This is a genomic window from Pararhizobium capsulatum DSM 1112 (genome assembly GCF_030814475.1).
GTDB classification, from domain to species: domain Bacteria; phylum Pseudomonadota; class Alphaproteobacteria; order Rhizobiales; family Rhizobiaceae; genus Pararhizobium; species Pararhizobium capsulatum.
On sequence record NZ_JAUSVF010000002.1, the window covers coordinates 972,642 to 998,443 of the forward strand.

At 58.9% G+C, this 25,802-nt stretch carries 21 protein-coding genes; 8 read left to right on the top strand and 13 right to left on the bottom strand.

The window, feature by feature from the left end:
- Position 1: 1 nt before the first annotated feature.
- The 4 genes from QO002_RS24800 to QO002_RS24815 form a co-directional block, all read right to left on the bottom strand.
- Entirely contained in the window at positions 2 to 952 is a 951-nt protein-coding gene (locus tag QO002_RS24800; protein WP_307234875.1) for an ABC transporter permease, read from the bottom strand.
- 18 nt (positions 953 to 970) lie between these two features.
- The gene (locus QO002_RS24805) at positions 971 to 1,939 is read right to left on the bottom strand and encodes an ABC transporter permease (protein ID WP_307234877.1); all 969 of its coding nucleotides are present in this window, start codon (positions 1,937 to 1,939) and stop codon (positions 971 to 973) included.
- Between the two features lie 269 nt (positions 1,940 to 2,208).
- Positions 2,209 to 3,714, bottom strand: a complete 1,506-nt coding sequence (locus QO002_RS24810; protein WP_307234879.1) for an amidohydrolase family protein — start codon at positions 3,712 to 3,714, stop codon at positions 2,209 to 2,211.
- A gap of 102 nt (positions 3,715 to 3,816) precedes the next feature.
- The gene (locus QO002_RS24815) at positions 3,817 to 5,382 is read right to left on the bottom strand and encodes an ABC transporter substrate-binding protein (RefSeq protein WP_307234881.1); all 1,566 of its coding nucleotides are present in this window, start codon (positions 5,380 to 5,382) and stop codon (positions 3,817 to 3,819) included.
- 169 nt (positions 5,383 to 5,551) lie between these two features.
- Here QO002_RS24815 and QO002_RS24820 point away from each other — a divergent pair, with 169 nt between their 5' ends.
- A complete protein-coding gene (locus QO002_RS24820) occupies positions 5,552 to 7,027 on the top strand; it encodes an amidohydrolase family protein (protein ID WP_307234883.1) in 1,476 nt (491 codons plus the stop codon).
- 222 nt (positions 7,028 to 7,249) lie between these two features.
- Here the strand turns inward: QO002_RS24820 and QO002_RS24825 are convergent, their stop codons facing one another.
- From QO002_RS24825 to QO002_RS24835, 3 genes are all read right to left on the bottom strand, one after another.
- Positions 7,250 to 9,052, bottom strand: coding sequence for an ABC transporter ATP-binding protein (locus QO002_RS24825; RefSeq protein WP_307234885.1), 1,803 nt, complete (start codon positions 9,050 to 9,052; stop codon positions 7,250 to 7,252).
- A 480-nt stretch (positions 9,053 to 9,532) separates the two neighbouring features.
- Positions 9,533 to 10,507 (bottom strand): mitochondrial fission ELM1 family protein, encoded by a 975-nt coding sequence (locus tag QO002_RS24830; protein WP_307235082.1) that lies wholly within the window; start codon positions 10,505 to 10,507, stop codon positions 9,533 to 9,535.
- A gap of 46 nt (positions 10,508 to 10,553) precedes the next feature.
- Positions 10,554 to 11,468 carry a glycosyltransferase family 92 protein gene (locus QO002_RS24835; protein ID WP_307234887.1) on the bottom strand — a complete coding sequence of 305 codons (915 nt, stop codon included), beginning with the start codon at positions 11,466 to 11,468 and terminating at the stop codon, positions 10,554 to 10,556.
- A gap of 183 nt (positions 11,469 to 11,651) precedes the next feature.
- On the opposite strand from QO002_RS24835, the gene QO002_RS24840 reads away from it, so the two are divergent.
- Positions 11,652 to 12,494: a 3-deoxy-manno-octulosonate cytidylyltransferase gene (locus QO002_RS24840; RefSeq protein WP_307234889.1), complete on the top strand. Its 843-nt coding sequence runs from the start codon at positions 11,652 to 11,654 to the stop codon at positions 12,492 to 12,494.
- A gap of 48 nt (positions 12,495 to 12,542) precedes the next feature.
- Positions 12,543 to 13,271, top strand: a complete 729-nt coding sequence (locus tag QO002_RS24845) for a membrane-anchored protein (RefSeq protein ID WP_307235085.1) — start codon at positions 12,543 to 12,545, stop codon at positions 13,269 to 13,271.
- A 53-nt stretch (positions 13,272 to 13,324) separates the two neighbouring features.
- On the opposite strand, the gene QO002_RS24850 is transcribed toward QO002_RS24845, so the two are convergent.
- The gene (locus tag QO002_RS24850) at positions 13,325 to 14,038 is read right to left on the bottom strand and encodes a hypothetical protein (protein ID WP_307234891.1); all 714 of its coding nucleotides are present in this window, start codon (positions 14,036 to 14,038) and stop codon (positions 13,325 to 13,327) included.
- A gap of 165 nt (positions 14,039 to 14,203) precedes the next feature.
- On the opposite strand from QO002_RS24850, the gene QO002_RS24855 reads away from it, so the two are divergent.
- Positions 14,204 to 16,252: an acyltransferase family protein gene (locus QO002_RS24855; RefSeq protein WP_307234893.1), complete on the top strand. Its 2,049-nt coding sequence runs from the start codon at positions 14,204 to 14,206 to the stop codon at positions 16,250 to 16,252.
- Positions 16,253 to 16,712: 460 nt separating this feature from the next.
- The gene (locus QO002_RS24860; RefSeq protein ID WP_307234895.1) at positions 16,713 to 17,399 is read left to right on the top strand and encodes a glycosyltransferase family protein; all 687 of its coding nucleotides are present in this window, start codon (positions 16,713 to 16,715) and stop codon (positions 17,397 to 17,399) included.
- A 143-nt stretch (positions 17,400 to 17,542) separates the two neighbouring features.
- Here the strand turns inward: QO002_RS24860 and QO002_RS30960 are convergent, their stop codons facing one another.
- Complete coding sequence (locus QO002_RS30960; RefSeq protein WP_370878578.1) at positions 17,543 to 17,953, bottom strand: GntR family transcriptional regulator; 411 nt, start codon at positions 17,951 to 17,953, stop codon at positions 17,543 to 17,545.
- An 11-nt stretch (positions 17,954 to 17,964) separates the two neighbouring features.
- Here QO002_RS30960 and QO002_RS24870 point away from each other — a divergent pair, with 11 nt between their 5' ends.
- A complete protein-coding gene (locus QO002_RS24870) occupies positions 17,965 to 18,633 on the top strand; it encodes a helix-turn-helix domain-containing protein (protein ID WP_307234898.1) in 669 nt (222 codons plus the stop codon).
- Between the two features lie 26 nt (positions 18,634 to 18,659).
- Here the strand turns inward: QO002_RS24870 and QO002_RS24875 are convergent, their stop codons facing one another.
- The 4 genes from QO002_RS24875 to QO002_RS24890 are packed head-to-tail and all read right to left on the bottom strand — an operon-like array spanning position 18,660 to position 23,711.
- Entirely contained in the window at positions 18,660 to 19,232 is a 573-nt protein-coding gene (locus QO002_RS24875) for a sarcosine oxidase subunit gamma family protein (protein WP_307234900.1), read from the bottom strand.
- Complete coding sequence (locus QO002_RS24880) at positions 19,225 to 22,182, bottom strand: sarcosine oxidase subunit alpha (protein WP_307234902.1); 2,958 nt, start codon at positions 22,180 to 22,182, stop codon at positions 19,225 to 19,227. Before QO002_RS24880 ends, QO002_RS24875 begins: the two co-directional genes overlap by 8 nt.
- On the bottom strand, positions 22,179 to 22,451 hold the full coding sequence (locus QO002_RS24885) for a sarcosine oxidase subunit delta (protein WP_307234905.1): 273 nt from the start codon (positions 22,449 to 22,451) through the stop codon (positions 22,179 to 22,181). Before QO002_RS24885 ends, QO002_RS24880 begins: the two co-directional genes overlap by 4 nt.
- Before the next feature lie 9 nt (positions 22,452 to 22,460).
- Complete coding sequence (locus QO002_RS24890) at positions 22,461 to 23,711, bottom strand: sarcosine oxidase subunit beta family protein (RefSeq protein ID WP_307234907.1); 1,251 nt, start codon at positions 23,709 to 23,711, stop codon at positions 22,461 to 22,463.
- A 90-nt stretch (positions 23,712 to 23,801) separates the two neighbouring features.
- Between QO002_RS24890 and QO002_RS24895 the strand changes: the two genes are divergently transcribed.
- Entirely contained in the window at positions 23,802 to 24,779 is a 978-nt protein-coding gene (locus QO002_RS24895; protein WP_307234909.1) for a GlxA family transcriptional regulator, read from the top strand.
- Positions 24,780 to 24,883: 104 nt separating this feature from the next.
- Positions 24,884 to 25,789: a class II glutamine amidotransferase gene (locus QO002_RS24900; RefSeq protein WP_307234911.1), complete on the top strand. Its 906-nt coding sequence runs from the start codon at positions 24,884 to 24,886 to the stop codon at positions 25,787 to 25,789.
- The last annotated feature ends 13 nt before the right edge of the window (positions 25,790 to 25,802 follow it).

Below are 25,802 nucleotides of genomic sequence, written 5' to 3' on the forward strand. Positions count from 1 at the left end.
CTTACCTCAGTTTCGGATTGAGCGCATCGCGCAGCCAGTCGCCGAGCATGTTGACGGTGACGACCAGCAGGCAGAGTTGAACAACGGGGAACAGGACGATCCACCACGAACCGGAAAACAGGAACTGGTTGCCGATGCGAATCAGCGTTCCGAGCGAAGGCTGGCTCGGCGGCATGCCGATGCCGAGGAACGACAGCGTCGCCTCCGTCAGGATCGCCATGCCGAAGTTGAGGGTGGCCGCGACCATGATCGGCGTCAGCGTGTTGGGCAGGATGTGATGGGCCATGATGCGCCGCGCCGGCACGCCGATAAGCTTGGCCGCCGACACATAGTCCTTGCCGCTTTCGACAATCGCCTGGGCACGCACCGTTCGCGCATATTGCACCCAGGCCGACAGCGCGATGGCGAGCACCAGCACCGCGGAGGCCCCGGCATCGCGCAGGTATTCCGGAAGCATCTGGCGCACTACAGTCGAAACGAGGATGGCGACGAGGATGGTCGGGATCGACAGCGTGATGTCGCCGATACGCATCAGCAGATTGTCGATGAAGCCGCCGAAATAACCGGCGACCAGACCGGCCGTCATGCCGATCACCAGCGACAGCGCGACCGAGGCCATGCCGATGACGATGGAGATGCGGGTGCCATAGAGGATCGCGGAGAGCATGTCGCGGCCTTGCGTATCGGTGCCGAGAAGATACGGCATTTCGCCGCCCTCCTGCCATATCGGCGGCAGCTCGGCCTTCCACATGTCGAGCGAGGCCCCGTCATAAGGATTCTGCGGCGCGATCAACGGCGCAAAGACCGCCGTCAGGATCAGGATCGCCAGAAGCAGGGCGCTGATCTTTGCCGACTTGCTCTGGGTGAAGGACCACCAGACATCGCTGTTGCGGATGCGCTTCAAGAGCGAAGGACGGACGGCCTTGGTCGTTTGCGAAAGTTCCCTGGTCATCGAACCGGCTCCCGTTTCTTAGCGTGCGGTACGCAAGCGCGGATCGATCACCGCATAGGCGATGTCAACCAGCGTGTTGAGGACAACAAAGATGAAGGAAATGATGCAGAGATAGGCGGCCATGACCGGGATATCGAGGAAGGTCACGGCCTGGATGAACAGCATGCCCATGCCCGGCCACTGGAACACGGTCTCGGTGATCAGCGCAAAGGCGATCAGCGAGCCGACATTCATGGCCGTCATGGTGACGACGGGCATAAGACAGTTGCGCAGGGCATGGCGGAAATAGATGCGCCAGCGCGGAATGCCACGGGCACGGGCGAATTTCACGAAATCGGAGCGCAGCACTTCCAGCATCTCCGCCCGCACAAGGCGCATCACAAGGGTGATCTGGTAAAGCGACAGCGCAATCGAGGGCAAGATCAGCGCTGCGCGACCGGAAGGGGTGAGCAGGCCGGTCGACCACCAGCCGAGCTGCACCACGTCGCCGCGACCGAAGGCAGGCGCCCAGCCCATAATCACCGAGAAGACGAGGATCAACAGGATACCGACGACGAAGCTCGGCAGCGACACCCCGACAATTGAGAGGAACTGCAGGCCCTCCGCATACCATTTTCCGCGCCTGATCGCGGTCAGAACGCCGAGTGGAAGACCAACCGCCAGCGAGATGATGGTCGCCACCAGAACCAGCTCCAGAGTGGCGGGAAAGCGCTCCGCAATCAGCGGCAGCACCTTCTGTCCGTTACGGTAGGAAACGCCGAAATTTCCCTGCGCCGCATCGGTGACGAAGCGTGCATATTGCACCACCAGACCGTCGTTAAGGCCGAGGCGGTCGCGCAGCGCATCCTTGTCCGCCTGCGACGTCTGCTCGCCCACCATCAGCTCGACGGGATCGCCCGCGAGCCGGAAGATCAGAAAGGCAAGCAGGGCGACGGCAAGCATCACCAGGATTGCATTTCCGAGGCGCTTGATGATGAAAACCAGCATAGTGACCTCTCGGCTTCGCTCCGGCCTCCGGCAGTCGCCGCCCGGACGGTTCGATCAATGACATTCAATGTTGGGGAAGGTTATTTTGGGGGCACATGCCAAGGTACAACCGGCCGGCACACAGCCCAAACCGCAGCGGCCTCAGCCCCCGCACGACGAGCGCTCCTCGCACACAACCTCCCTTGTTCTCGTCATCCGGCATTAAATCAGGGTTTCGAATCTTGTCAACTTAATTGTAGACAATTTTTGAAGACCAGTACGCCATTTCCTCAACATTCTTTGTCGCCTTTGTCTGTCCACAACGAATAGCCCGGTGAAAACAATGCCTCTACCGGGGGATGCTCCCAGCTTCTTTCAGGATACTTGGCAAGGAGCCCCTCGAACTGGCTTTGGGCCTGCTTGCGCGCCGCGTGCATGTCGAAGCCCGAAAGCTTTCCTTCCAGCATGGAAATCCGTCCGTCGACAAAGACGGCCTGCGTGACCTTGCCTGAACCGCCGAGCACCAGCGTCGTGATCGGATCGACGCTGGGTGTCATGTAAAGATCATCGAGACGGAACACAGCGACGTCGGCACGGGTGCCCGAGCAAAGCCTGCCGATATCGGTTCGGCCGAGCGCTTTGGCACCGCCAAGTGTCGCCGCGTTAAACAGGTCGGCAGAGAGCACTGCATCGGATTTTTTTTCGCTGATGCGACAGGTAACGAGCCCCATCAGCAAGTTCATGAGCATGTCGGGCGGCGCCGTATCCGTCGCCATGCCGATATTGATGCCGAGCCTGCGACATAACGCGAAGGAATTCAGAACGCTGCCCATGCGGGCCGAAACCATCGGCGAGTGGGCGATGGAAACACCATTGATGGCGTAAAGCCGAAGGTCCTCATCGGTGGCATAGGTGGCGTGGGGTGCGATCAGCCGTTCGCCGAGCAGGCCATGGCTTGCCATCCAGCCCGGCCCGGTCGCACCATGCAGGGCCCGCATCGTTTCGAGCTCGGCTGGTCCCTGCGCCATATGCAGCCGCACCTGGCAATCGAGATCGCCGGCTGCCGCCATGGTCCGCTGCAAAAGCTCCAGCGTACAGGTCTCGACGCGATCCGGCGCCAGCATGCCGTTGACAAGGCCACCGTGACGGCCCTGCTGCCGCTCGATGAAGGAAATCGCATCGTTCAGGCCGGCAAGCCCTCTCGCCTCGTCAAAGACCGGAACCATCTTACCCGGCGCTTCCAGCACGATGCCGCCGGAGCGATAGGCCGGGCTCAGGAAAACCCGAAGACCCAGCTCGCCCGCCGCATCCGCAGCCGCGTCGAACTCCGCGACTGTCTCGGCCCATTCGCGATAATAGAGCGAGGCAACGGGTGCAGCCGTGGTGACGCCGTTCAGAAGCTGAAGACCAAAGGCGAACTTCTTTTGAAAAGCCAGTTCTTCCTGACTGTACATTTCATAAGGCCCGCGCTCGACATAGGAGCGCGGCCAGATACGGCCCCTCGCCCATCCAGGCTGATTGTCGAGAACCAGTGTATAGGTGTCGAGATCGGAAAGCGCGTCGAGATCGATCAGGCCGGGGCTGATCAGCGCTGCCCCGAAATCGATGCGGCGGGCAACCTCCCCGCGAAAGCACGGACCGGCATAGATCACCGCGCCGTCCTCCATCACCATCTCGCCGCCTGGCACGAGGCGGTGGCCGCCCTCGCGCCAGGCCAGCAGCCAGTCAGCCGTCAGCAGTGTGCGGCCTGCCGGCCGTTCGCCGAGAGTGAGTGTATGGAGAGCATGGGATGTCATGGGATGTCATGGCATGTCCGGCTGAATGTCCAAAACATATGAAAAGAGCGCCTCACGCGGTCATGAGACGCTCTTGTCCTGTCAAAAACTCAGGCTATCGCCTTAATTGCCCATCTGGGTAAGCCAGTGGCGCGGCTTGTTGTCAGCGCGGAAGTCGACGCTTTTGACGGTTCCGAGCATGGCCCAGGCGATCGGCTGCTGGTGCAGCGGGATCAGCATGACTTCATCCTTGGCGATCTTGAGCGCCTGCCCTTCCAGAGCGATACGCTTGGTGCTGTCCGGCTCCTGCGCAGCCGCGGCAACCAGCTTGTCGAGCGCCGGGTTGGACCAGTTGCCGTAGTTGGAGACGCCCATCGCGCCCTGTTTGGTCGACAGCACCTGCGCCAGCAGCGAATAGGCATCGAGCGTCGGCTCGTTTGCCCAGCTGAGGTTGAACATATCAGCCTTGCCGGCGCTGCGCTTCGGTGTCTGCACGGCGCGTGGCGCGATATCGATCGTCGGGTTGAAGCCGCCACGCTTCATCATGTTGGCGACGCCTGAGCAGATGTCTTCTTCGTTGATGCTCTCGTCGTTCATGCAGGTATAGGTGAACGCGAGATCCGACTGGCCGGCCTCGGCGAGAAGCTTCTTCGAGAGTTCCGGATCGGCCGGCGCGTAGGTGTCGAGCGACTTATCGTAACCGGATATTTCCGGGGCGATCAGCGAGCCGGACGGACGGGCGAGCCCACGCATGACCTTCTTGTTGATCAGGTCGCGGTCGACGGTGGCTTCGACGGCCTGGCGCACGCGGATGTCGTTGAAGGGGTTCGGGCGGCCGTCTTCCAGCTTTTCCTTGCGGTTGAAGTTGAGGAAGACAGTGCGCAGCTCGGTACGCTTCTTGACGGTGATGCCCGCCGAGGATTCAAGCCGCGGCAAGTCCTGGATAGGCGCGGAATCGATCAGGTCGATCTCGCCGGAGAGAAGGGCCGCGACACGGGTTGCGGCCGAGGTGATCGGCATGAATTCGATGCGGTCGAGATTGTGCTTCTTTTCATCCCACCAGCCTTCGTTGGCGACAAGAACCGTCTTGCTGTCCGGCACCCGGCTTTCAAGCTTGAAAGGGCCTGTGCCGTTGGTGTGCATGGTCGTGTAGCCTTCGGTCTTCGTGGCGACGTCCGTCGGCTTTTCGCTGTTGTTGGCCTTCAGCCAGCCGGCATCGAAGATGAAGATGTTGGTGATGTCGTTGAGGAACAGCGAGGTCGGCGCGGTAACAGTGAGATCGACGGTATAGTCATCCACCTTTGTGACGCCGGCATAGAGCGGGATGTTGCCGCGCAGCGGCGAGGTCTGATCGGAAACACGGGTGAAGGAAGCGACCACGTCGTCGGCCGTAAAATCGGCGCCGTCGTGGAACTTCACGCCCTTGCGCAGGGTGAAGCGCCAGGTCTTGCCGTCAACCAGCTTCCATTCGGTGGCGAGCGCCGGTTCGATCTGGAAGTCCGGCCCATAGCGCACCAGGCCCTCATAGATATGGTTGAGAAAAGCGAGGTTCGAGGTCGATGGCACCGAATAGGGATCGAGCGAGTAGAGATCGGCCCGCCCGCCCCAGCGAAGTGTCTCCGCACGGGCCGGCACAGCAATGGCAGCCGCAGCGAGCGCGGCAAGAATGAAGCTTTTTACGCGGGACATGTTTCCCCCCTTATTGATCGTTGTTGAGTCCGGGCTGCGAAGCCCTCAGCGAAGGGGAGTATTGTTTCGTCCATCTCTATTGTCAATTATATTGTTGACAATTATCGTAACCAAAAATCGGCACGAAGATCGCCAGCGGCGGTGGTTGCGAAAAGAGGAGAAAAACGGGATGGGAAATTTCCTGCTGCTTCACGGCACAATCGTAACAGTGGACCGCGAGCGGCGCATCATCGAAGACGGCGCGCTGGCCATCACCGATGACAGGATTATCGACATCGGCACAGCCGAGGATCTGGTACCGCGACACGCGGACAAACAGGTCATCGATTGCCGTGGCAAGCTGATCATCCCGGGCCTGATCGATGCCCACGGCCATGCCGGCCATGCGCTGATCCGCAGCATCGCCGCGGACACCAATTCGATGTGGATGCGTGTCGTCACCCCGACCTACTACCACTATGTGACGCGCGACTACTGGTATGCCGACGGCCTCGTCTCCGGCATTGAACGGCTTCGTGCCGGGGTCACGACCGGCGCCAGCATCATCACCTCCATGCCGCGCGCGGACGACCCGGTCTTCGCCATCAATCACGCCCGCGCCTATAGCGAGATCGGTCTGCGCGAGATCATCTGCGTCGGCCCGTCGGGCCAGCCCTGGCCGCATCCCGTGACCCGCTGGGAGAGCGGCAAGCCTAAGCGGCGCAACGTCTCTTTCGAAGAGATGATGGAGGGCACGGAAGCGGTCATCGAGGCCCTGAATGGAAGTGCAGGCGGTCGTATCAAGGTGTTCGTGACGCCGTTCACGATCGTCCCATCAGTTGAGCCGTCGAATGCATCGACGCCGGATCAGGCGGTGAAACTCACCGAAAACGATCGAATGCAGGCCCGCCGTGTGCGCGAAACCGCCCGGAAATGGGGCGTCCGGATGCATTCCGACGCCTTTGCCGGCCAAATTCGCATGGCCTACCAGGACAAGGAAAATGCGCTGTTGGGGCCGGATATCCACCTCCAGCACTGCTGGGGCATCTCACACGAGGAGATAGACATCCTCGCCGAGACCGGTACCCACGTCACTCACGCCCCTCCTGGCCGCTCGACACCAATCATGGAGATGATGTCCAAGGGTATCCGCGTTGCAATCACCACCGACGGCGCAGCGCCGAGCCGGCACTTCGACATGCTGCAGACAGCAAGGCTCGCGCAGTTCACCCAGCACCTGCTCCACAATCATGACCGCTACCTTCTGCCGCCCGGCAAGGTCTTCGAAATGATCACTATCGATGCCGCCCGCGCTATCGGCATGGAACACGAGATCGGCTCGCTCGAAATCGGCAAGAAGGCTGATATCGCCATCATCGACATGCGCAAGCCCCATCTCATGCCCATGTGGATGCCCCTTCACCGGCTTATCCATCAGGTGCTTGGAAGCGATGTCGATACGGTCATCGTCGACGGCAAAATCCTGATGGAAGGCGGCAAGGTTCTGACCACCGATGTTGATGCGGCCATCACCTTCGGCCAGCAGGAAGCGCTGGCGCTCGCCGCACGCGCCGGCCTGCAACCGCATATGCATGACCCCGGCTGGGGCAAGCTGCTGCGCACCTTCGACGAACCGGTCATTCCACCTCAGCCGCCGACCTGCTGATCGGCGGAAAGGGCGTCCAGACCGCATGTCCGGCGCGTTGCGGGATATGCCCCACAAATACCTCGATGCTATCAATTTCAGAAATATATTGTAGACAAAACTGCACATATTATCGTGACTTACGGCGGGCGGGCCTGCCAAAGGCAATGCCAAATCGAATTTTCTCCTTTGAAGATATCGATCCACGGCGAGTTCTCTCCGCACCCGTGCGGATAGCGGGAGTTAGAGGGCGTCTGCACCCGCGGCTATTTCCGCAATATCGCCAGGAAGATTGTGCAGGCGGGCGTAAAGACCGTCTGGCCTCCGCGCAAGCTCCTTATGCGTACCTTCCTCGACGACCAGCCCATCGCGCATCACGATGATCTTGTCGGCATTGGCGATCGTCGACAGGCGGTGAGCGATGACGACGACCGTACGTCCCGACATCGCGTGGTCGAGCGCCTTCTGCACGGCTGCTTCCGATTCGGTGTCGAGCGCCGAGGTGGCCTCATCGAGAAGCAGGATTGGCGCCTTGCGCACCAGGGCGCGGGCAATCGAGAGCCGCTGACGCTGGCCCCCCGATAGCGTCACGCCGTTTTCGCCGACGGGCGTGTCGTAACCCTGCGGCTGCGCAAGGATGAAGTCGTGGGCGTATGCCAGCCTTGCTGCTTCCTCGATTTCATCATCGGTCGCACCGGGGCGGCCGTAGCGGATGTTGTCGCGGATGGATCCTTCGAAGAGATAAGGTTGCTGCGAAACATAGGCGAGGCCGTTGCGCAGCGATTGTTTGGTGACGTGGGCGATGTCTTGCCCATCGACGAGGATTTCGCCCGAGCCGGGATCGTAGAAGCGCGGGATGAGGCTGATCACCGTCGACTTGCCAGCGCCCGACGGGCCGACGAGGGCCGTGGTTTTGCCGCCTTCTGCGACAAAGCTCACGCCCTTCAGGATATCGCCGCCGGTCGCATAGCCAAAATGAACGTTGCGGAACTCGATCTGCGCCTGCCCAAGCTTCAGCTCGGTCGCATCCGCCCGGTCGCGCTGATGCGGCACAGTGTCGAGAATCTCGTAAAGCATGCGGGCATTAACGGCGGCGCGCTCCAGCGACACCTGCAGGCGCGCCAGCCGCCGAGCCGGGTCGTAAGCCATGAGAAGCGCGGTGACGAAGGCTAAGAAGGCGCCGGGAGGAATATTGCCGTAGATCGTGCGGAACGCGGCGTATGCGAACACGCTGGAGATCGCCAAGCCGGCGAAGGTCTCGGTCATCGGCGCGGTACGTTCGCTCAAGCGCGCGATACGGTTGGCGCGGTTCTCGGCGCGGTCGATGATCGCTTCGACCTTACGCCGCAACTCGTCTTCCATTGTAAAGGCTTTGACGATGGTAATGCCTTGTATTGCTTCCTGCATCGCTCCGAAAACAAGGCTGTTGACTTCCACCGATTCACGCGTCGCCAGACGGAGGCGCTTGGAGATGTAGCGCAGGCCAAGGAGCATCGGCGGCGCGGCGGAGAAAACAATCAAAGTCAACAACCAGTCCTTGCCAATCATCACGCCGATCAGCGCGACGAGTGTCAGGAGGTCGCGGGCGATCGAGGTGACCGTCATGTTCAGGACGTCGCGGATGCCCGAAACGTTCTGGTTTATTTTTGCAAGGAGGCGCGCGGAACGCTGCTCCTGAAAATAGCCTATACTAAGCGCCATCAGGTGGGAGTGAAGTCGGCGCTTGTAGCTCGCTACAATATTGTTGCCGATCTTCGAGAAGGCCATAGCTTGTCCGTATGTCGCTAAACCTCTCAAGACAAAGGCAGCAAAAAGGGCACCACAGACCAGCAGAACGATGTCACCGCGCCTATTGGCGAACAGCTCATTGACGACGGTTTCCATTATCCAGGCGGTGAAGCCTGTTGTTGCCGCCACCACGACAAGACACACGATGGCGAAGGCATAACCACGAATGTGTTCCCGGCCGTTTTCGGCGATGACGCGCCTGAGGATCGCAAGCGTTTCGGACTCGGCTGTGCCCACCCTTCGATTGTTCAACTTCAAAAAGCCGGCTCCTGTTACAGATCAACGCGCCGGGCAAAAGAGACACGCAACCGACTGTATAGAGCTTCGCAACAGTCTTAGCGAGCCCTCGCGCCACCCCAATCGCTCCGCTCAAGCTCAGCCGTCGCTCAGTTGCAACACTAAACCTTCTCTCAATAGCAATACCCCTTCTGGATTCCCCATCGGAAATCTCGTGACGTTGCAGGAGAATTCTGCGCTGACCCGAGCATCGTGGACTGGTATTGCGGCGAGCAGTGCTTCATCGACGGCAACGCGCCCCGTGGCATTACCATTTCTCCCGACGTTGGCTCCTCCTTTTTCCGAAATTTGACGCTGGTCGTTTCCATTGAACTATCTTCTGGTGCCGCACCTGTCGAAGGGTGCTTGAGCCGTGATTTTCGCGCGCAGTTTTCTTCCCGGATGCAATCGAGAAGAGATATGTCAGAGCGGACATGCCGCCGCACGCGATGAAGGCTGGAATCAGACTGCTGCCTTCAGCGCAGATCGAATGATCGATCCGATCCGCCGCGTTTCGTTCAGCGGCTGATAGTCGTAGGATTCGATCTTGCCGCGGAATGGTTTGGTCAGTTGAAGCGTTTCTGCCAAATCCCGATGGTAGAACTCGAATTTCTCAAGCCGCGGGCCTGGAATTTGCGTCAAATCAAGCGAATAAACTGGCTTACCGGTCGCCAGCGCCTCGCAGGGCATCGTGATAGAGTCCTTTGCGATCAGGAATCCGTCGGCGGCGGCCATATAATAGAGATACGGGTTTTCACCGTTCCGGTCCCAAACATTAATATTTGCCGAGCGAAGCTTCAGAAGCGAATGCAACGTCTCCTCTTCCGATCTGCGTGAAACGGAAACCAGGACACGCCAGCCTTCGGCTTCCAGATGTTTGATGGCATCGCCGATGTGTTTATGCGTCTTGTCGTCGTAAAGATACGCACCGTTCGACCCGCCGACAAACACCGCCACAACTCGTCGCCCGTCGCCGGCAAAACGCGCCCTGGCATCGTCCCTCAGTGCTTTCAAACGCACGGGCGTGATCTGGTGGGGAACGCCAACCATCGGATAATAGTTTGGCAGACTGTCCAGCTCGGTAACCCAGTCGTGGCGGGACACGAACACCATGTCGTATCCCTCGATACGAGGCTTTTGAAGATGAACCGCTATGGGCCGACCGCCATAGGTTGCCTTGATTTCGAGTACCGGCGGTTCGGACCGGAAACCGCAGGACACGAGCACGACGGGCTCCTGTTCCTTGCGCCGGAACAGGGGGGGTTCGAACCATTTCCTGATCCCACGCGATCGGCTGATCGTCTTTACCTGGGGAGCGGGATTAAGCTCCTTTGCCACGCCGAGGCACTGCGTCAGCGTTCCCGCCTTGCTTTCCGTAACAGCCCAGATGCAATCGACGTCGGGCTTGCCTTTGCCGGTGTGCGTGCCCTGATCCACACTCAAGAAATTACCTCGCCTGATGATACATCTGCCGTCCCGGCATCTAGCCACGTAAGGCAATAGCATTTTCGTTGATGAAATCCACCATCCGCCGATCTTCGATGACGTTGTCCTCGATATACCGGATCGTCGCCAGAACCTTCTGCTGGTATTTTTGCGACGAGCTGTCGAAGGACCAGCCACGATCGAGCTTTTCCTGCAGTTCCTCCTTCGAGCGCGCATAGTAGTGATTCAGCTGGATGAATTCCGAAGAATAGAATTCGCTCATCTTTCGCCCGCGCCTCGAAAATTTCTTGCCCGCATCGTTGACGGTGACGTCGCCATGGTCCCTCGTCTTGAAGTGATGGACACTAACTCCCGTGACTTCGACGGGATCAACGATACATTTGAAGTTGCTGGCGTCGAGATTTTGTCTCATCGGATCGGGCACCCGCATGGTGTAGCTGAGCGATACGGGCTGTGATGGCCGGGAGACGTGGCCACTGTGGCCGAACATATGCCATGGTAATGAGACATTCGGAAAACCGCTCGCGCCCTGCAAGGCACTATCAAGCGTCTGGCCCTTGCGCGGAAGAAGGAACTCATCGACATCGATGAAAGCCATCCACCGATAGCGACCGCCGAAGTTCAATATAGCATGGGCGTAGGCAATGTTCTGGCCATTCAGGATTTCGCCACTGCGGCTGTCCTGCATGCGCATTTTCCAGGGAACGACCGTCAGTTCCGCGGGAGACAGGATATTGCGAAGCACATCGAGTGTCGCGTCCGTCGATCCGTCATTGTAGATATGAAAATGCCGGACACCGACCGCCCGGTGAAAGCGCACCCATTCCTCGATGTAGGTCTCTTCGTTCTTGACGCAGGCGACGATGGCGATGCCTTGGCGGTTCTTCTCCGGCGCGGGCGGCTCAATCTCTAGTTCCCTTGTAAGATGTCGGTTCGCCTTCCACCCAAACATATCGCCCAACGGCTCCCTATCATTCCGTTCGCATATAATGCACGTCCGTAAACCAGTCCAGCAGCGCGTTGCCACCTACTCACCATTTCAGCGGCGCCCATTGCTTTGCTTTGGCAAGACCAAAGCTTATAGAGGTTGGAACGAGAGGCCGTAAAACACGGCCGAGTTCAGGAATGAAGACGCATGAACCTGCCCAATCCCATGACGACGGCGAGCTTGAAGACGAATGAAGACTGGCGGACATTATTTTCCGCCTTTTCCCATATCGTCCTGATTGCCAACAGTGAGGCGACCGATATTGCGGCGCTGAAGAAAGTTTATCCGGATACGGCGCTCTTCGTCTTCTTCAACAAGGTGTACAAGGTCCTGGAGCAGCCTTTTGAAGGGCACTCTCTGCTGATTTCGCGGGCACAGCCTAACGGTGCCAACATCGTCTACCGCGGGGAAGTCGCTGACGTTGTGAAACTATTGGCGCCGGAGCGTTTCCTGGGAATCATGAACGTGCGCCTACAAAGGGCGGAGAAGCTGAACACCCAGGAGGACTATCTGAATACGCCGACAGGTCACCTGGACCTGACCGATTTCTGCGCCGATTTCTATCCTTCCGAAAAAGTGCCGACGACAGGCTTTGCAATAAGTTTTTGGCTGGTCGATCAGAAAATCCCGGCTGAGATCGTCCTCGCGGGCTTTTCCGCCAAGCGCAGCGTTAAATGGCGGGTCGTTTCCGTCCACGACTGGACGTTCGAACAAGTCTTTCTGCGGCTTTGTGCACGGGCCGGCAAGGTATCGATGCATGATGGGCTTGCCATCAACAGCTATGCACAACTGGCTTCGCGGTTCCCGGAATTTTCCGGTGCAGAGATTTCGTCGACGTTCGCCGAAGTTGTCTCCCGTCGGCTGGGCGAGACGGATGCGCAGGTTGACAAACTTATCTCGCTGACAAATGTACTGCGCTCGGCGGACCTGTTTCTTCGGCGGTTGAAGCCCGGCTTTTTAAAGAAGCGCAAGAGTGAAAAGCAGGACTGATAAGCCTTCGATCGAAAGGCGGCACGAAGCGTGACGAGAGATAATCATATGGCGTCGTGGATGGCGGATACGCGCAAGCGGATGTACCGGAATATCAAGTACCGGCTGACCCGCCCAGCACCCCCTACAGCCCCGGCGCCCTTCACGCGGCCGGTAGTGGTCGTTGGTTCCGCACCCGTCTCGCACAAGCCGGCGGGGTGGGAGCCGGAGTTTGCCGTCATGACCATTAACGGTTCACAATCGGTTATCAAGTCCTGGGGCATAGCGGCGCCGGATATCACCTTCCTGCAATTCAACCAGATAGAAGGGACAAACACGAACGCGGTGGAGGTTCGACGGGTCCTGTCCGGGAAGCGCACAGGCGCATTGTACGTCTTTCTCTGGCGCAAGGACGATCGGCCGCGGCTTGAAAAAGGGTTGCGCAACTTCGATTTCAGGTATGACAGCCTGCAGATCGTTGACCGTTATGAACGAATGGCGCTGATGGACCGCGTTGCCGGCGTCAAGTCGCTCGAACTCGACACGGAATCGAAATGCTCGAACGGAATGAATGCGGTGTTGTTTGCGCTTCACAATGGTGCGCCCGCCGTCATCATCACCGGCATCAATCCCAATTTGGCGGGTCACGCCTACAATCGGGAGGGACTGGTGCGCGCGCATGTGCAGATGGACAAGCAGATCGTCGCGAAGTTATTGGCGGATGGGCGTCCTTTGTACACTGCGGATCCGGCGGTTTCCGAAGACATGGGGATCCCCCTATGGACCGGCATGATATGACTATCGTTCCCTTTCTCGCGCAAGCCGCGACGATCAGCGAGCGTGTCGGTATTCTACGGTGATCTCGTTAGGATCGGCGGACTTGAACCGGAGATGTCGGTGTAAGTCCGGGCGAGCGGAATGCCGACGTGCTCGGACAGTTCGCGTTCGGTCGTAAACACATTTCCCCGGTTTCGCAGTTGAGTGAGTACGAAGGTATCCTCCTCGATCTGACGTCGCACACTTCCCTTGTCATTGTAGGAATGACCCATCTTAGTCAGGGAAAAGCCGGACAAGGTCACGGACGGTACACCCATATAAAGTGCATAGCAGAGTGCCGCGACACCGTTAGTCACCTTGCCGACGTCACCGACATCTGCCGGCAGCCCGCCGCTGACAAGCTGAACAATCGCTTCGCGGTCGCTCTTCGTGGCACGCATCAGGCTCTTGTATTGAACGCTTGGCTTGAAAAGGAGCTTGACGCGCATGATCCACAACGGGCGTGTATGCAGCCACAAAAGCCCGCGCGTTCTCACAAAGGGATGCTCTTCCCAGGATTTCTTTTTCTTACGAAATGTCAGGTCCGCCGGTGGCAATCCCAGCATATTTGCCATTTTCCCGGAATTGTTGATATCTACGCGGGCACAGTGCCGGAGGATATCCTCGGGGAGTGTCGGATCAGGAGCGGAGCCAAACAGAAGCCACGGCTTGTCCAAAATCCCAAGATTGACGAGCCACCTGCGGTGTTCCGTGCGAAAAGACTGAAGATGATCGGGTTGCGTGATCAATAACGGCCTGCAGAGAAAGCTTTTATACAGCAGGAAAATTTAGACCAAGTTTTTCCCGAAAGTGCTAGAGGTTTTTTCGCCTGTGCACCGGGTCTTCCCGCCAATTCCAACGCATCGCGCAGGAATCTACGTTCGAGACTGGACGGGAACACCGGTTTTGTTGCAATGCATGGCAAGACCGCCCCTGGCGGGGCGCAGAACTCGAAATCGGATAAAACATTGGCCACCAGGCATCTAGAGTACAGGCCCGATCTCGACGGGCTGAGAGCGATCGCAATTCTGCCGGTGCTATTCTTCCATGCCGACCTGGCCTGGTTTCAGGGCGGGTTCGTCGGCGTCGATGTCTTCTTTGTGCTCTCCGGTTTCTTCATGGCGCGAATCATTCTAGCCGATCTTGAGCGTGGCGACTTCAGTTTCTGGCAATTCTATCTGCGGCGCATCCGCCGCATCCTGCCGGCATTGTTCACCATGATTGCTACCACCGCTGCCGTCGCATGGTTTCTACTCATGCCGAAGGAATTTGTGTACTTCGCAGAGAGCGTCAAAGCCGCCGCGATTTTCACGTCCAACATCCTTTTCCGGCGCGAAAGCGGATATTTCGACATCGCGGCTGAAATGAAGCCGTTGCTTCACACGTGGTCGCTGTCGATCGAGGAACAATTCTACATCCTCTTCCCGATCTCGCTTTTCGCAGCCCATAGATTTGCGCGAAAGCACATGGCTGCAATTCTGTTGGCGGTGCTTCTGGTTTCGCTTGCCGCGAGCAGCTGGGAGGTTTTCCGCTCGCCTGAGAAAGCCTTCTATCTTCTCCAGTTCCGTATATGGGAGTTGTTGACCGGGTCGCTGGTCGCCTTGGTTCCGCGCCCGAACTATCCTGCAGCCCTGTCGAAATATCTTAGTCTCCTAGGGATAGGCGGCATTCTGCTTGCGGTATTCTTGTACTCTTCAGATATTCCATTCCCAGGTTTATATGCCGCCCTTCCCTGCTTCAGCACGGCGCTGGTCATCCACGCGCGCTGTAGCGACGGGCTGCCGGCTGTCATTCTCAACAATCGTGCCTCAATTGCCATCGGTCGTATCTCCTACTCGCTCTATCTTTGGCATTGGCCGTTGATTGTTTTTGTTCGATTTGCGGTTGGCCACGATCTGACGATCGTGAACAGCCTGCAAGTCATCGCCGTCTCTTTCGGGCTCGCCTATCTGTCGTGGCGGTTCATCGAACAGCCAGCGCGCTACGGCGTTTGGGCGTCGTCCCGTACTGTGATTTTCGGCTTAAGCAGCAGCGCAGTATTAGCATCCGTCGTCTTTGGGATCACGGTCAAAAATCTCGAGGGAATTCCGCAAAGGCTGCCGCAAGACGTCTATCAGCTCTATGCAGCAACCTATGACAAAAGCCCGTTCTTCTCCGAGGCGTGCTTCGCGGACTCCGATGGAAAGGGTCTCTCGCCTGATGCCATCCGTGCGGGAAAGCTCTGCACAATGGGCACAGGCGACAAGGAAAAGATCCAGTTTCTCGTCTGGGGCGATTCCCATGCTGCGGCGATCGCGCCCGCCATCGACAAGGCGGCGCGCCAGAGTGGAACGTCAGGCCTTTTCGTCGGGCGAGCTTCCTGCCCTCCGCTTCCGGACGCGGCTTTCGGACCGCAAGCAGTGCTCGACCGATGCAAAGAGTACAACAATGCGGTCGTGGACCTGATCCGGCGGCGAAAATTTCCTTTTGTCTTCCTGGCGGGATATTGGCCGAAATACGTTCACCGGACAGAATTGCCGGGAGAAGGAGTTTATTTTGATGCCAAGATCAAGCCGGACTTCTCCGACTGGTCAGCGCCCGTGGAGGCAAGCCTGCGCAAAACCATTCAGGAGTTTTCTGATCAACGGACCCGGGCGATTCTTGTCATGGATGTTCCTGAAACCGGCCTCATGGCCCCTGAGGCGCTTGCGCAGGCTAAAATGACGGGTACGACATTGGAAATAGCCCCGCCCATTGGATATACGGTGAGACGACAAGCGCTTGCCAGACAGATCTTAAATACAATCTCTAAAGATACCGGATCTATACTTGTAGATCCTATGACGTATTTATGTGACATACAGAAGTGCAGAGTCATTATTGATGGAAAAGTAATGTACCAGGATGAAGATCATCTATCACGTCAAGGAGCAGAAATACTTTCACCTATTTTCGATTCAGCGTTTAAAGTTATTCTGCGCTGATATCACGTCGTCGTCGACCAACTCTTGGGGGACAATATCCCATCCGAAACACGTGCATCTTTGCAAGTCGCGGCAGATGGTATTCCGGGGGCGGAACGGAAAGTCAGTTGCTGGAAACTAATTTTGCGCCGTTAGAGGGGGTCAATAATATAATCTCTCCGGCCAATACAGTGGTCTGTTGCGAGTGCCAGTATCGGTCGAATCAAATCCAGCCGCAGGCGTGGGGCACGGTTCCAAATGTTGGGGAAGGAGCTCCTTTTTTGCGCCGACGCGTTATTGGGTACTTGCAGCCCGGGGCAAAGGTATATCTTGTAGGAGCCCTCGAAACTTCTTTCTCACGAGAGACAGAAGGATTACAGCGACGAATTGTAGGCAGTAACCCATGAGGGTATAAACCCGGGGTACTCACCATTTGCCTCACCGCTGTTGGCGCAACGGAAACTTCAGAAACGGAAAGATTATGACGGAAACTGCTCATATATATATCGGTTTCGACAGCAAAGAAGTTGTCGCTTATCACGTACTTTGCCAGAGCATCTTAGAAAAAAGCTCCATCCCGGTTTCGTTCACGCCAATCGTCTTAGACAATCTCGGAAAAATCTTCACGCGTGAACGCAATCCATTGCAGTCAACGGAATTTTCGTTTTCGCGTTTCCTTGTCCCTCACTTGAGTAACTATGAAGGCTGGTCACTGTTCGCCGACTGCGACATGCTGATGCGCACCGACATTGCAAAGCTTTGGGAGTTGCGCGATGACCGTTACGCGGCGATGTGCGTTAAGCATAGCTATGTTCCAAAAGTCGAGACGAAATTTCTTGGCCAAGTTCAAACAAAATACGAGAAGAAAAATTGGTCAAGCGTCATCCTTTTCAACAACGCCAAATGCAAAAAACTGAATCTTGACTATGTTAATACTGCTACCGGTCTTGAATTACACCAATTCAAATGGCTTGAATCAGAGGATTTGATTGGCGAACTGCCTCCGAGCTGGAACTGGCTGGTGAACGAATACGAACATAGTGAAGACGCTAACCTCGTCCATTTCACAGATGGTGGCCCCTATTTCGAAGAGTATAAAAATGATGATTACGCGCAGGAATGGTTCGCAGCCCGCGATCGCGTTCTTCATGTAACCCAACGGAAATGACGACTCCGACCGCTCGTGGTCTCCTTTACCAGCGCTAATGTTGTGCGCGAGCGGTCGATACATGCTGCAAGACGGGCGATAGCGGCCTCCAAATCACCTGCCCGCAATTTCTCGATGATTCGATATCTTCGTGATAGGGGCGGTCAGTGTGAGGCGGCTTGACCGACAAATGGGTCCTGAGCCCCGCGATCTTGGCCTGCAACGCCGAAGGCCGCGGCAAGTTTGCGCTCGGACAATTGCTCGCCGAGCGGCAGTTCACCGGCGACGACAAGTTCTCTGAGCTGGGCCGCCGCCGTTCGGCACGTTGATGAAAAGCTCTTCCTAGCGCCCGAAAACATCGTCCGGGTGCCGCACACGGTGATCTCCCGTGTCCAGATCAGCCTGCCGACATCCTCGAGCTCATCAATGTCGCGGCCAGCACCATGGACGATCATGCCGCGAAATGCCAAAAATTTTCCAAAGGGTGATGATTCCTTCGCCGCGGCGTCGATTTCCCACAGCAGGATAAATTTCTTCCGAATAACGAGTTGTTTCCTGTAGAGAACATATCTCATAGGAGATAGCGATGACCGATAAGAACGAGAAGAATGGACAGAAGCAGGCCATCCTGTCCCAGGACCCACACCGGGTTCGCGAGCCCCGGGAAAATAACCTGGAAATGGCGATCGGCCACGAGGTCAGGACCTATCGCAAGGCGCTCGGCATCACCGTTACCGACCTCGCAACCGCGACCGGCATTTCGGTAGGCATGCTGTCAAAGATCGAGAACGGCAATATTTCGCCCTCTCTGACCACGCTGCAGGCATTGACCCGAGCCCTCGGCGTGCCGCTCACGGCCTTCTTTCGCCGATTCGAGGAACCCCATAACGCAACCTTCGTCAAAGCCGGAGAGGGCGTGAACATCGAGCGGCGCGGGACACGCGCCGGGCATCAGTACAGCCTGCTCGGGCACATCGCCAACAATACCAGCGGCGTCACTGTCGAACCTTATCTCATAACGCTGACGACCGAGTCCGATGTGTTCCCGACGTTCCAGCATGAGGGCATGGAGTTCCTGCACATGCTGGAAGGCGAAGTGGTATACCGCCACGGCGATCAACTCTACACCATGCAACCGGGTGACAGCCTGTTCTTCGATGCCGATTCACCGCACGGACCGCAGGAACTGGTTCATCTGCCGGCTCGTTACCTATCTATCATCAGCTACCCGCGAAAGCGGAACCAGGCCGGTTGATTTATTTTTGAGACCAAGCAGCCGCTTTACCTCAGCGTTTTCGCATCCACGCCGAACTCCAGACTCATCTGGATGAGTTCGTCCCACAGGCTCTCAGCAAAACCGCGCAGCACCAGGAGTTCGAAGCTTTCCGGCCCAGTTCGGGCGATCAGCGCCGAGATATGGCCGATCAGCGTCATTGCCGAATGGCCGACCGGGAAATTCGACAAAGCAAGATCGACGGCTGTGCCCTTGGCGAGGACCGCTTCGACGGACGCGCCACTGATGCCGATCCGGATGCGGCCGTGGCCTTGATCAGAAATCGAAGCCTTGCCATCCAGCAGCGGTGTCTTGCCGAAAATTTCTGCAGCGGAAAGAGGCGCATCACCAACGACAAACCATTGGCCGGGGCCATAAGGACGCACCGCATGAGGGGTGCCATCGCTGACCGTTGGGATCAGGCTCCGCAGGTTGCCGTTTCCAAGCGCGGCCAGAACCTGCAGCACGTGGCCTTCCGGCAGGGCCGCAAGGGTAATCCGCTTATCGGGTGACTCTGCGCCGAACGAACCGGACTTGGCATCGGCAAGGGCAGGACGGTGGAGGAGCGCAAAATCAACCATGGAGCCTTCCGTTTTCCGGATCGAAGAAGACCGGGCTGCAAAGCACGGCCTTGGTGTATTCGTTTTTCAGGTCGTTCCAGACGGTGACATGTTCGCCATGGCGCTTGGCGCCGTGCTTGACGAGGGCCAGGCCAATGGTCGAGCCGAGGTTGGGCGAATAGCAGCTGGAGGAAACGTAGCCCTGGTCATTCGCAAGCGAGGGTACGGCACCATCCGAGAGGATGTGGGAGCCTGTCTTGAAGGTGGTCGCCGGATCGAGCGGCTTGACGCCGACAAGCGCAGGCCGGTCATCCGCCGTCAAGCCCTCGCGCGACAGCATCGCCTTGCCGATAAAGTCCGGCTTGGTCGCGGAGACCATTTTGGCAAAGCCGAGGTCTGACGGGATGACCGTGCCGTTGATCTCGGAATGGGTGACATGGCCTTTCTCGATGCGCATGACGCCCAGCGCCTCGACGCCGTACGGGCAGATGCCATGCGGCTTGCCCTCTTCCATGATCGCGTCGGCGATCGCCTCGCCGTAGCCGGCAGGAATCGCCAGTTCGTAAGCCAGCTCGCCGGAGAACGAGATGCGGAACAGCCGGCCGGTGAGCTTGCCGCCGCAGAGCGAGACTTCCCTGGCACCGAGGAACGGAAAGGCCGCGTCGGAGATGTCCTCATCCACCAGCGTCTGCAGGATCGTGCGCGATTTCGGCCCGGCAACGGCAATCTGCGCCCATTGATCAGTCGAGGAGGCGAAATGCACATCGAGATCGGGCCACAGAGCTTGGGCGCAGAATTCCAGATGGTTCATGACGCCTGCCGCATAAGCCGTCGTGGTCGTCATGAAGAAGTGGGTTTCGCCAAGCCGGCTCGTCGTGCCGTCGTCGTAAATCATCCCGTCTTCGCGCAGCATCAGGCCGTAACGCGCCTTGCCGACCGGTAGCTTCAGGAAGGCGTTGCAGTAAATCCGGTTGAGGAATTCGGCCGCATCCTTGCCGAAGATCTCGATCTTGCCGAGGGTGGAGACGTCGCAGATACCGGCATTCTCACGGACGTTGAGCACTTCGCGATCGACGCTCTCGCGCCACGTCGTTTCGCCCGCCTTCGGAAACCAGGAGGAGCGGTACCAGAGGCCGGTTTCGACAAAGACCGCACCGTTCTTCTTGGCCCAGTCATGCAGCGGCGACTTGCGCACCGGCTGGAAGTGCTTGCCCTTCGAAGCGCCGGTCAGCGCACCGAAGGTGAGCGGCGTGTAGAACGGGCGGAAGGTCGTGGTGCCGACATCGGCCGGCGAGACTTTGCGTGCTTCGGCAAGAATGCCGATGGCGTTGATGTTCGACAGCTTGCCCTGATCGGTCGCCATGCCGTTGGTGGTGTAGCGCTTGGCAAGCTCGACATGGCCATAGCCTTCACTGACGGCGAGGCCGAGATCCTTCAGGTGCACATCGTTCTGGTAATCGACGAAGGCCTTGCCCTTGGAGCCGTGGACGCGCCAGAGCGGTTTTGAGACGATTGCCGTGTCGGCTTTTGCAGCGAACGCGGCGCTGGCATTCGAGAAGCCGAGAGTTTGCAGAGCTGACGCGGCTTTTCCGGCGCCGTCTGCAAGGCAGGCCTCGATGCTGCCAATACCCGCGGCGGCACCAGCGACGGTCAAGCCTTCCTGAAGCGCCGGGGCAAGGAATGCAGCCTTGGCATCCGACCAGACCGGTTTTGCGCCGCGATGGCAGGCGAGATGAATGATCGGGCTCCAGCCGCCGGACATGCCGAGTGCATCCGCCGGGATGGTTTCCGAGCGACCACTGTTCAGGACGGTCACACCCTTGAGGCTCTTGCCGCCGATGGTATCGACAACTACGGCACCGGGAAGGATGCGTGCCTTGCCGGACCATGTGCGGGCCGCATCCGGGCGGCTGTCGACGATGGCTGCAACGTCAACGCCAGCCCCTTCCAGATCGGCCGCGGTCGCGTAACCGGAGGCGTCGTTGGTGAATATGACCGTGCTTTTTCCAGGCGCGATCGCCTGCCGGTTGAGATAGGAGCGCATGGCGCCCGCCATCATCACGCCGGGAATATCGTTGCCGCCGAACACCAGCGGGCGCTCTTCGGCGCCAGTGGCGAGGATTGCCTGTTTGGCGGCGATACGCCAGATGCGCTCGACCGGCCGGTTCGGGTCCACCGTCGCCGTGTTCTTTTGCACACTTTCGACAGCGCCGAAGACATTGCCGTCATACCAGCCGAAGACAGTCGTGCGGGGGAAAAGACGGACGTTCGGCATATCCGCCAGCTCAGCCAGCGTCTGCGCCAGCAAGTCGCTTGCGGATTTATCCCCGATGGGCGCCGTTTCCGATAGCAGCGAGCCGCCGGGTTCAAAGCCCTCGTCGGCCAGAATGACACGGGCACCGGCGCGGCCGGCGGTCAAAGCGGCGGCGAGACCTGTGGGGCCAGCGCCGATCACCAGCAGGTCGCAATGCGCCCAGCATTTTTCGTAGCTATCCGGATCGGGTTCATACGTCGCACGGCCAAGGCCTGCCGCCTTGCGGATGATCGGCTCGTAGACCTTCTCCCAGAAGGCCGCGGGCCACATGAAGGTTTTGTAGTAGAAGCCGGCACCGAGGAAGGGCGAGAGCAGGCTATTGACGGCGCCGAGGTCGAAATCGACCGAAGGCCAGCGGTTCTGGCTTTTCGCGACGAGGCCGCTGTAGAGCTCGACCAGCGTGGCGCGGGTGTTGGCTTCGGTGCGTCCCCCTTCGCCGATGGTGACAAGTGCATTGGGTTCGGCGGCACCCGCCGTCAGGATGCCGCGCGGGCGATGGTACTTGAAGCTGCGGCCGACAAGTTGGCGACCGTTTGCCAGAAGCGCAGAAGCCAGCGTGTCGCCGGCAAAACCCTGCATCGGCTTGCCGTCGAAGGTGAAATCCAGCGGCGTGGCGCGGTTGATGCGGCCGCCGTTGGAAAGACGGTAGGATGTCATGCGCGCGCTCCCCCGGTGCTGGCATCCGATACCGCATAAATTGCGTGGGTCATGGTATCGCGCTCGACCACCAGCCACCGGCGGCAGCCGGATGTGTGATGCCAGTGTTCCTTATGACGTCCGCGTGGATTGTCGCGCAGGTAGACATAGGCATACCAGGCATCCTCACCAGCGTCGGGCGCCGGGCGGGTTATTCCGGCATCGCCGCGAACGGTGAATTCTTCCTTGGGACGCGGCCCGCAATGGGGGCAGGCGATCAGGCTGGCCATGTGAGGTCCTCAATGCAGATTGGGTTGCGAGCCGACACCCTTTTCATCGATCATCCGGCCGCGTGCGAAGCGGTCGAGCCGGAAGGCTCGTCCTGTTTCATGCGGCTCGTTCCGGGCGATCAGATGGGCGTAGCAGAAGCCGGAAGCGGGCGTGGCCTTGAAGCCGCCGTAACACCAGCCGGCGTTCAGGTAGAGATTGTCGATAGGAGTGCGGTCGATGATCGGCGAGCCATCCATGCTCATATCCATCACCCCGCCCCAGGAGCGCAGCACACGCACCCGAGACAGCGCCGGGATCATCGCGACGCCGGCCTCGGCTACATGCTCGACCGTCGCCAGATTGCCGCGCTGGGCATAGGAATTATAGCCGTCGATATCGCCGCCGAAGACAAGGCCGCCCTTGTCGGACTGCGAGACGTAGAAATGCCCGGCGCCGAAGGTGACGACATTGTCGATGAAGGGTTTCAGCCCTTCCGAGACAAAGGCCTGCAGCACGTGGCTTTCGATCGGCAGTTTCATATCGACCATGTCTGCGACGGTAGTGGAATTGCCGGCCGCCGCCAGCGCCAGTTTTCCGCAGCCGATAAAACCCTGGCTGGTCTCGACGCCGACGACACGGCCGTTTTCGCGGCGGATGCCGGTGACCTCGCAATTCTGGATGATATCGACGCCGCGACTGTCAGCGCCGCGGGCATAGCCCCAGGCCACGGCGTCATGACGCACGGTGCCGCCGCGCCTCTGCATCAGCGCGCCCTGGATGGGGAAGCGGGCATTGTCGAAATCGAGGAAGGGCAGCATCTGTCGCACGGCGTTGCGGTCGAGCAGGTCGGCATCGACGCCGTGAAGGCGCATCGCATTGCCGCGCCGGGTGTAGGCGTCGCGCTGGGCATCGGAATGGTAGAGGTTGAGCACCCCGCGCTGGGAAACCATGGCGTTGAAATTGAAATCCTGCTCCAGCCCCTCCCAAAGCTTCATCGACAGCTCGTAGAACGGGTTGTTGCCCTCAAGCAGGTAGTTGGAGCGAATGATCGTGGTGTTGCGGCCAACATTTCCGGAGCCGATATAGCCCTTTTCCAGCACGGCCACGTTGGTAACGCCGAATTCCTTGACGAGGTAATAGGCTGTCGCCAGACCATGCCCGCCACCACCGATGATAATCACGTCATAGTGGTTCTTCGGAACCGGACTGCGCCACGCGGGCGCCCAACCCTTGTTGCCGCGCAGGGCATTCAGAAAAACGGAAAAGGCAGAGTAGCGCATGGCAAGGGAACCCCGGTGAACCGCGCCGATCATGACAGGATTGCATTTCGAGACTTGCAGGAAAGAGACATTGTACGCCATAATTGGGACATGACCTCAGATGATCTGAAAAACCTCCAGAAGATCGGCTTTATCCTCATCCCGGGATTTGCACTGATGTCCTATGCCTCGGCGGTGGAGCCGCTGCGCGCCGCGAATCTTCTTGCCGGCCGCAATATTTATGCGCTTTCGGCGCATGTCATCGAGGGCAATGCCAGCATGACGTCTTCCGGTATTCCCGTCCCCGCCGCGCCGCTACCCGGCCGCGGGTCCGGTTTCCATACCATCTTCGTCTGCGCCGGCGGCACGCCGGTCGACTGGAACGTTCCGGCCGTCCTGACCTGCCTGCGCCAACTTGCCCGCGACGGCGTGCGCATCGGTGGCATTTCCGGCGGTCCTTATCTGATGGCGGCGGCGGGCTTGCTGGAGGATCGCGACTTCACCATCCACTGGGAGCACGCTTCGGCGCTGGTGGAAGCCTTTCCCGGCCTTGCGCCCCGTCAGGCGCGGTACGTCCTTGATGGCAATCGCATCACCTGCGGCGGCGGCGTGGCGCCGCTCGACATGATGCACGCGCTGATCGCCGACCGCATGGGCTCGGACTTCGCCCGCAGGGTCAGCGACTGGTATCTTCATACCCATGTCGAAAGCTCCGGCGCGCCCCAGCGGGCCTCGCTGGCGGAACGCTACGGGGTCAACCATCCAGGCCTGCTGACGGTGCTTGAGAAAATGGAGGCGACGATCGAAGCGCCGATCGATCGACAGGCCATGGCCAAACTGGCCGGCGTTTCGCCACGCCATCTCGATCGCCTCTTTTCCGGCCAGATGGGCTCGTCCTTCCTACTCGAGTATCGCAAACTGCGGCTCGATCATGCCCGGCGGCTGCTGCAGCAAAGCCCGCTTTCCATCTCGGAAATTGCCTTTGCTACCGGATTTTCCAGCGCCGGACATTTTTCGCGGAGCTACCGCGGGGCTTTTGGAGAACCCCCGCGTGCGCACCGGCAATCGGGCAGTTCCGAGCGATCCTGAACGATCCGATTCATTGCCTGAAAGGAAAATAACTTTCTTCGCAGTTGAAATCAAAAAAGGCAGCTGCTATCCATCTTTCATCAACGAAACGAAGGATTGTCCCCATGTGCGGAATTGTCGGATTGTTTTTGAAGGACAAGAGCCTGGAACCGCAACTGGGTGCCATGCTGTCCGATATGCTGGTCATCATGACCGACCGCGGGCCGGATAGCGCCGGCATCGCCATCTACGGCGCGCCCTCGGATGGCCGCGCCAAAATCACCGTTCAATCGGCCGACCCCAAACAGGATTTTGCCGGGCTCGAAGCGCTGCTGAAGCCGGTCGATCCAAGCGTCGCCGTCGAGCTGAAAAGCACCCATGCCGTTATCGAAACCAATGCGGACAAGTCTCAAGCAGTGCGCGAGCTACTCGCCCAGGAGCGACCGGAAATCCGGGTCATGGGCTCGGGCGACAGCGTCGAGATCTATAAGGAAGTCGGGCTGCCGAAAGATGTCGTCTCCCGTTTCGGCATTCGCAAGATGGCGGGCACCCATGGCATCGGCCATACCCGCATGGCAACGGAATCAGCCGTCACCACGCTTGGCGCCCATCCGTTCTCGACCGGCGCTGACCAGTGCCTGGTGCATAACGGCTCCCTCTCCAACCACAACAACCTGCGCCGCGAGCTGGTGCGCGAAGGCATGACCTTCGAGACCCAGAACGATAGCGAAGTCGCCGCCGCTTATCTGACAGCCGAGATGGCCAAGGGCAAGGATCTGGGACAGGCGCTGACCAGCGCGCTCGATGATCTCGACGGTTTCTTCACCTTCGTTGTCGGCACCAAGTCCGGCTTCGGCGTGGTGCGCGATCCGATCGCCTGCAAGCCGGCCGTGATGGCCGAAACCGATCAGTACATCGCCTTCGGCTCCGAGTACCGAGCGCTCGTCAACCTGCCGGGGATCGAAAATGCGCGCGTCTGGGAGCCGGAGCCGGCCACCGTCTATTTCTGGGATCATGAGAAGGCGGCCTAACCGTGGATGTCAG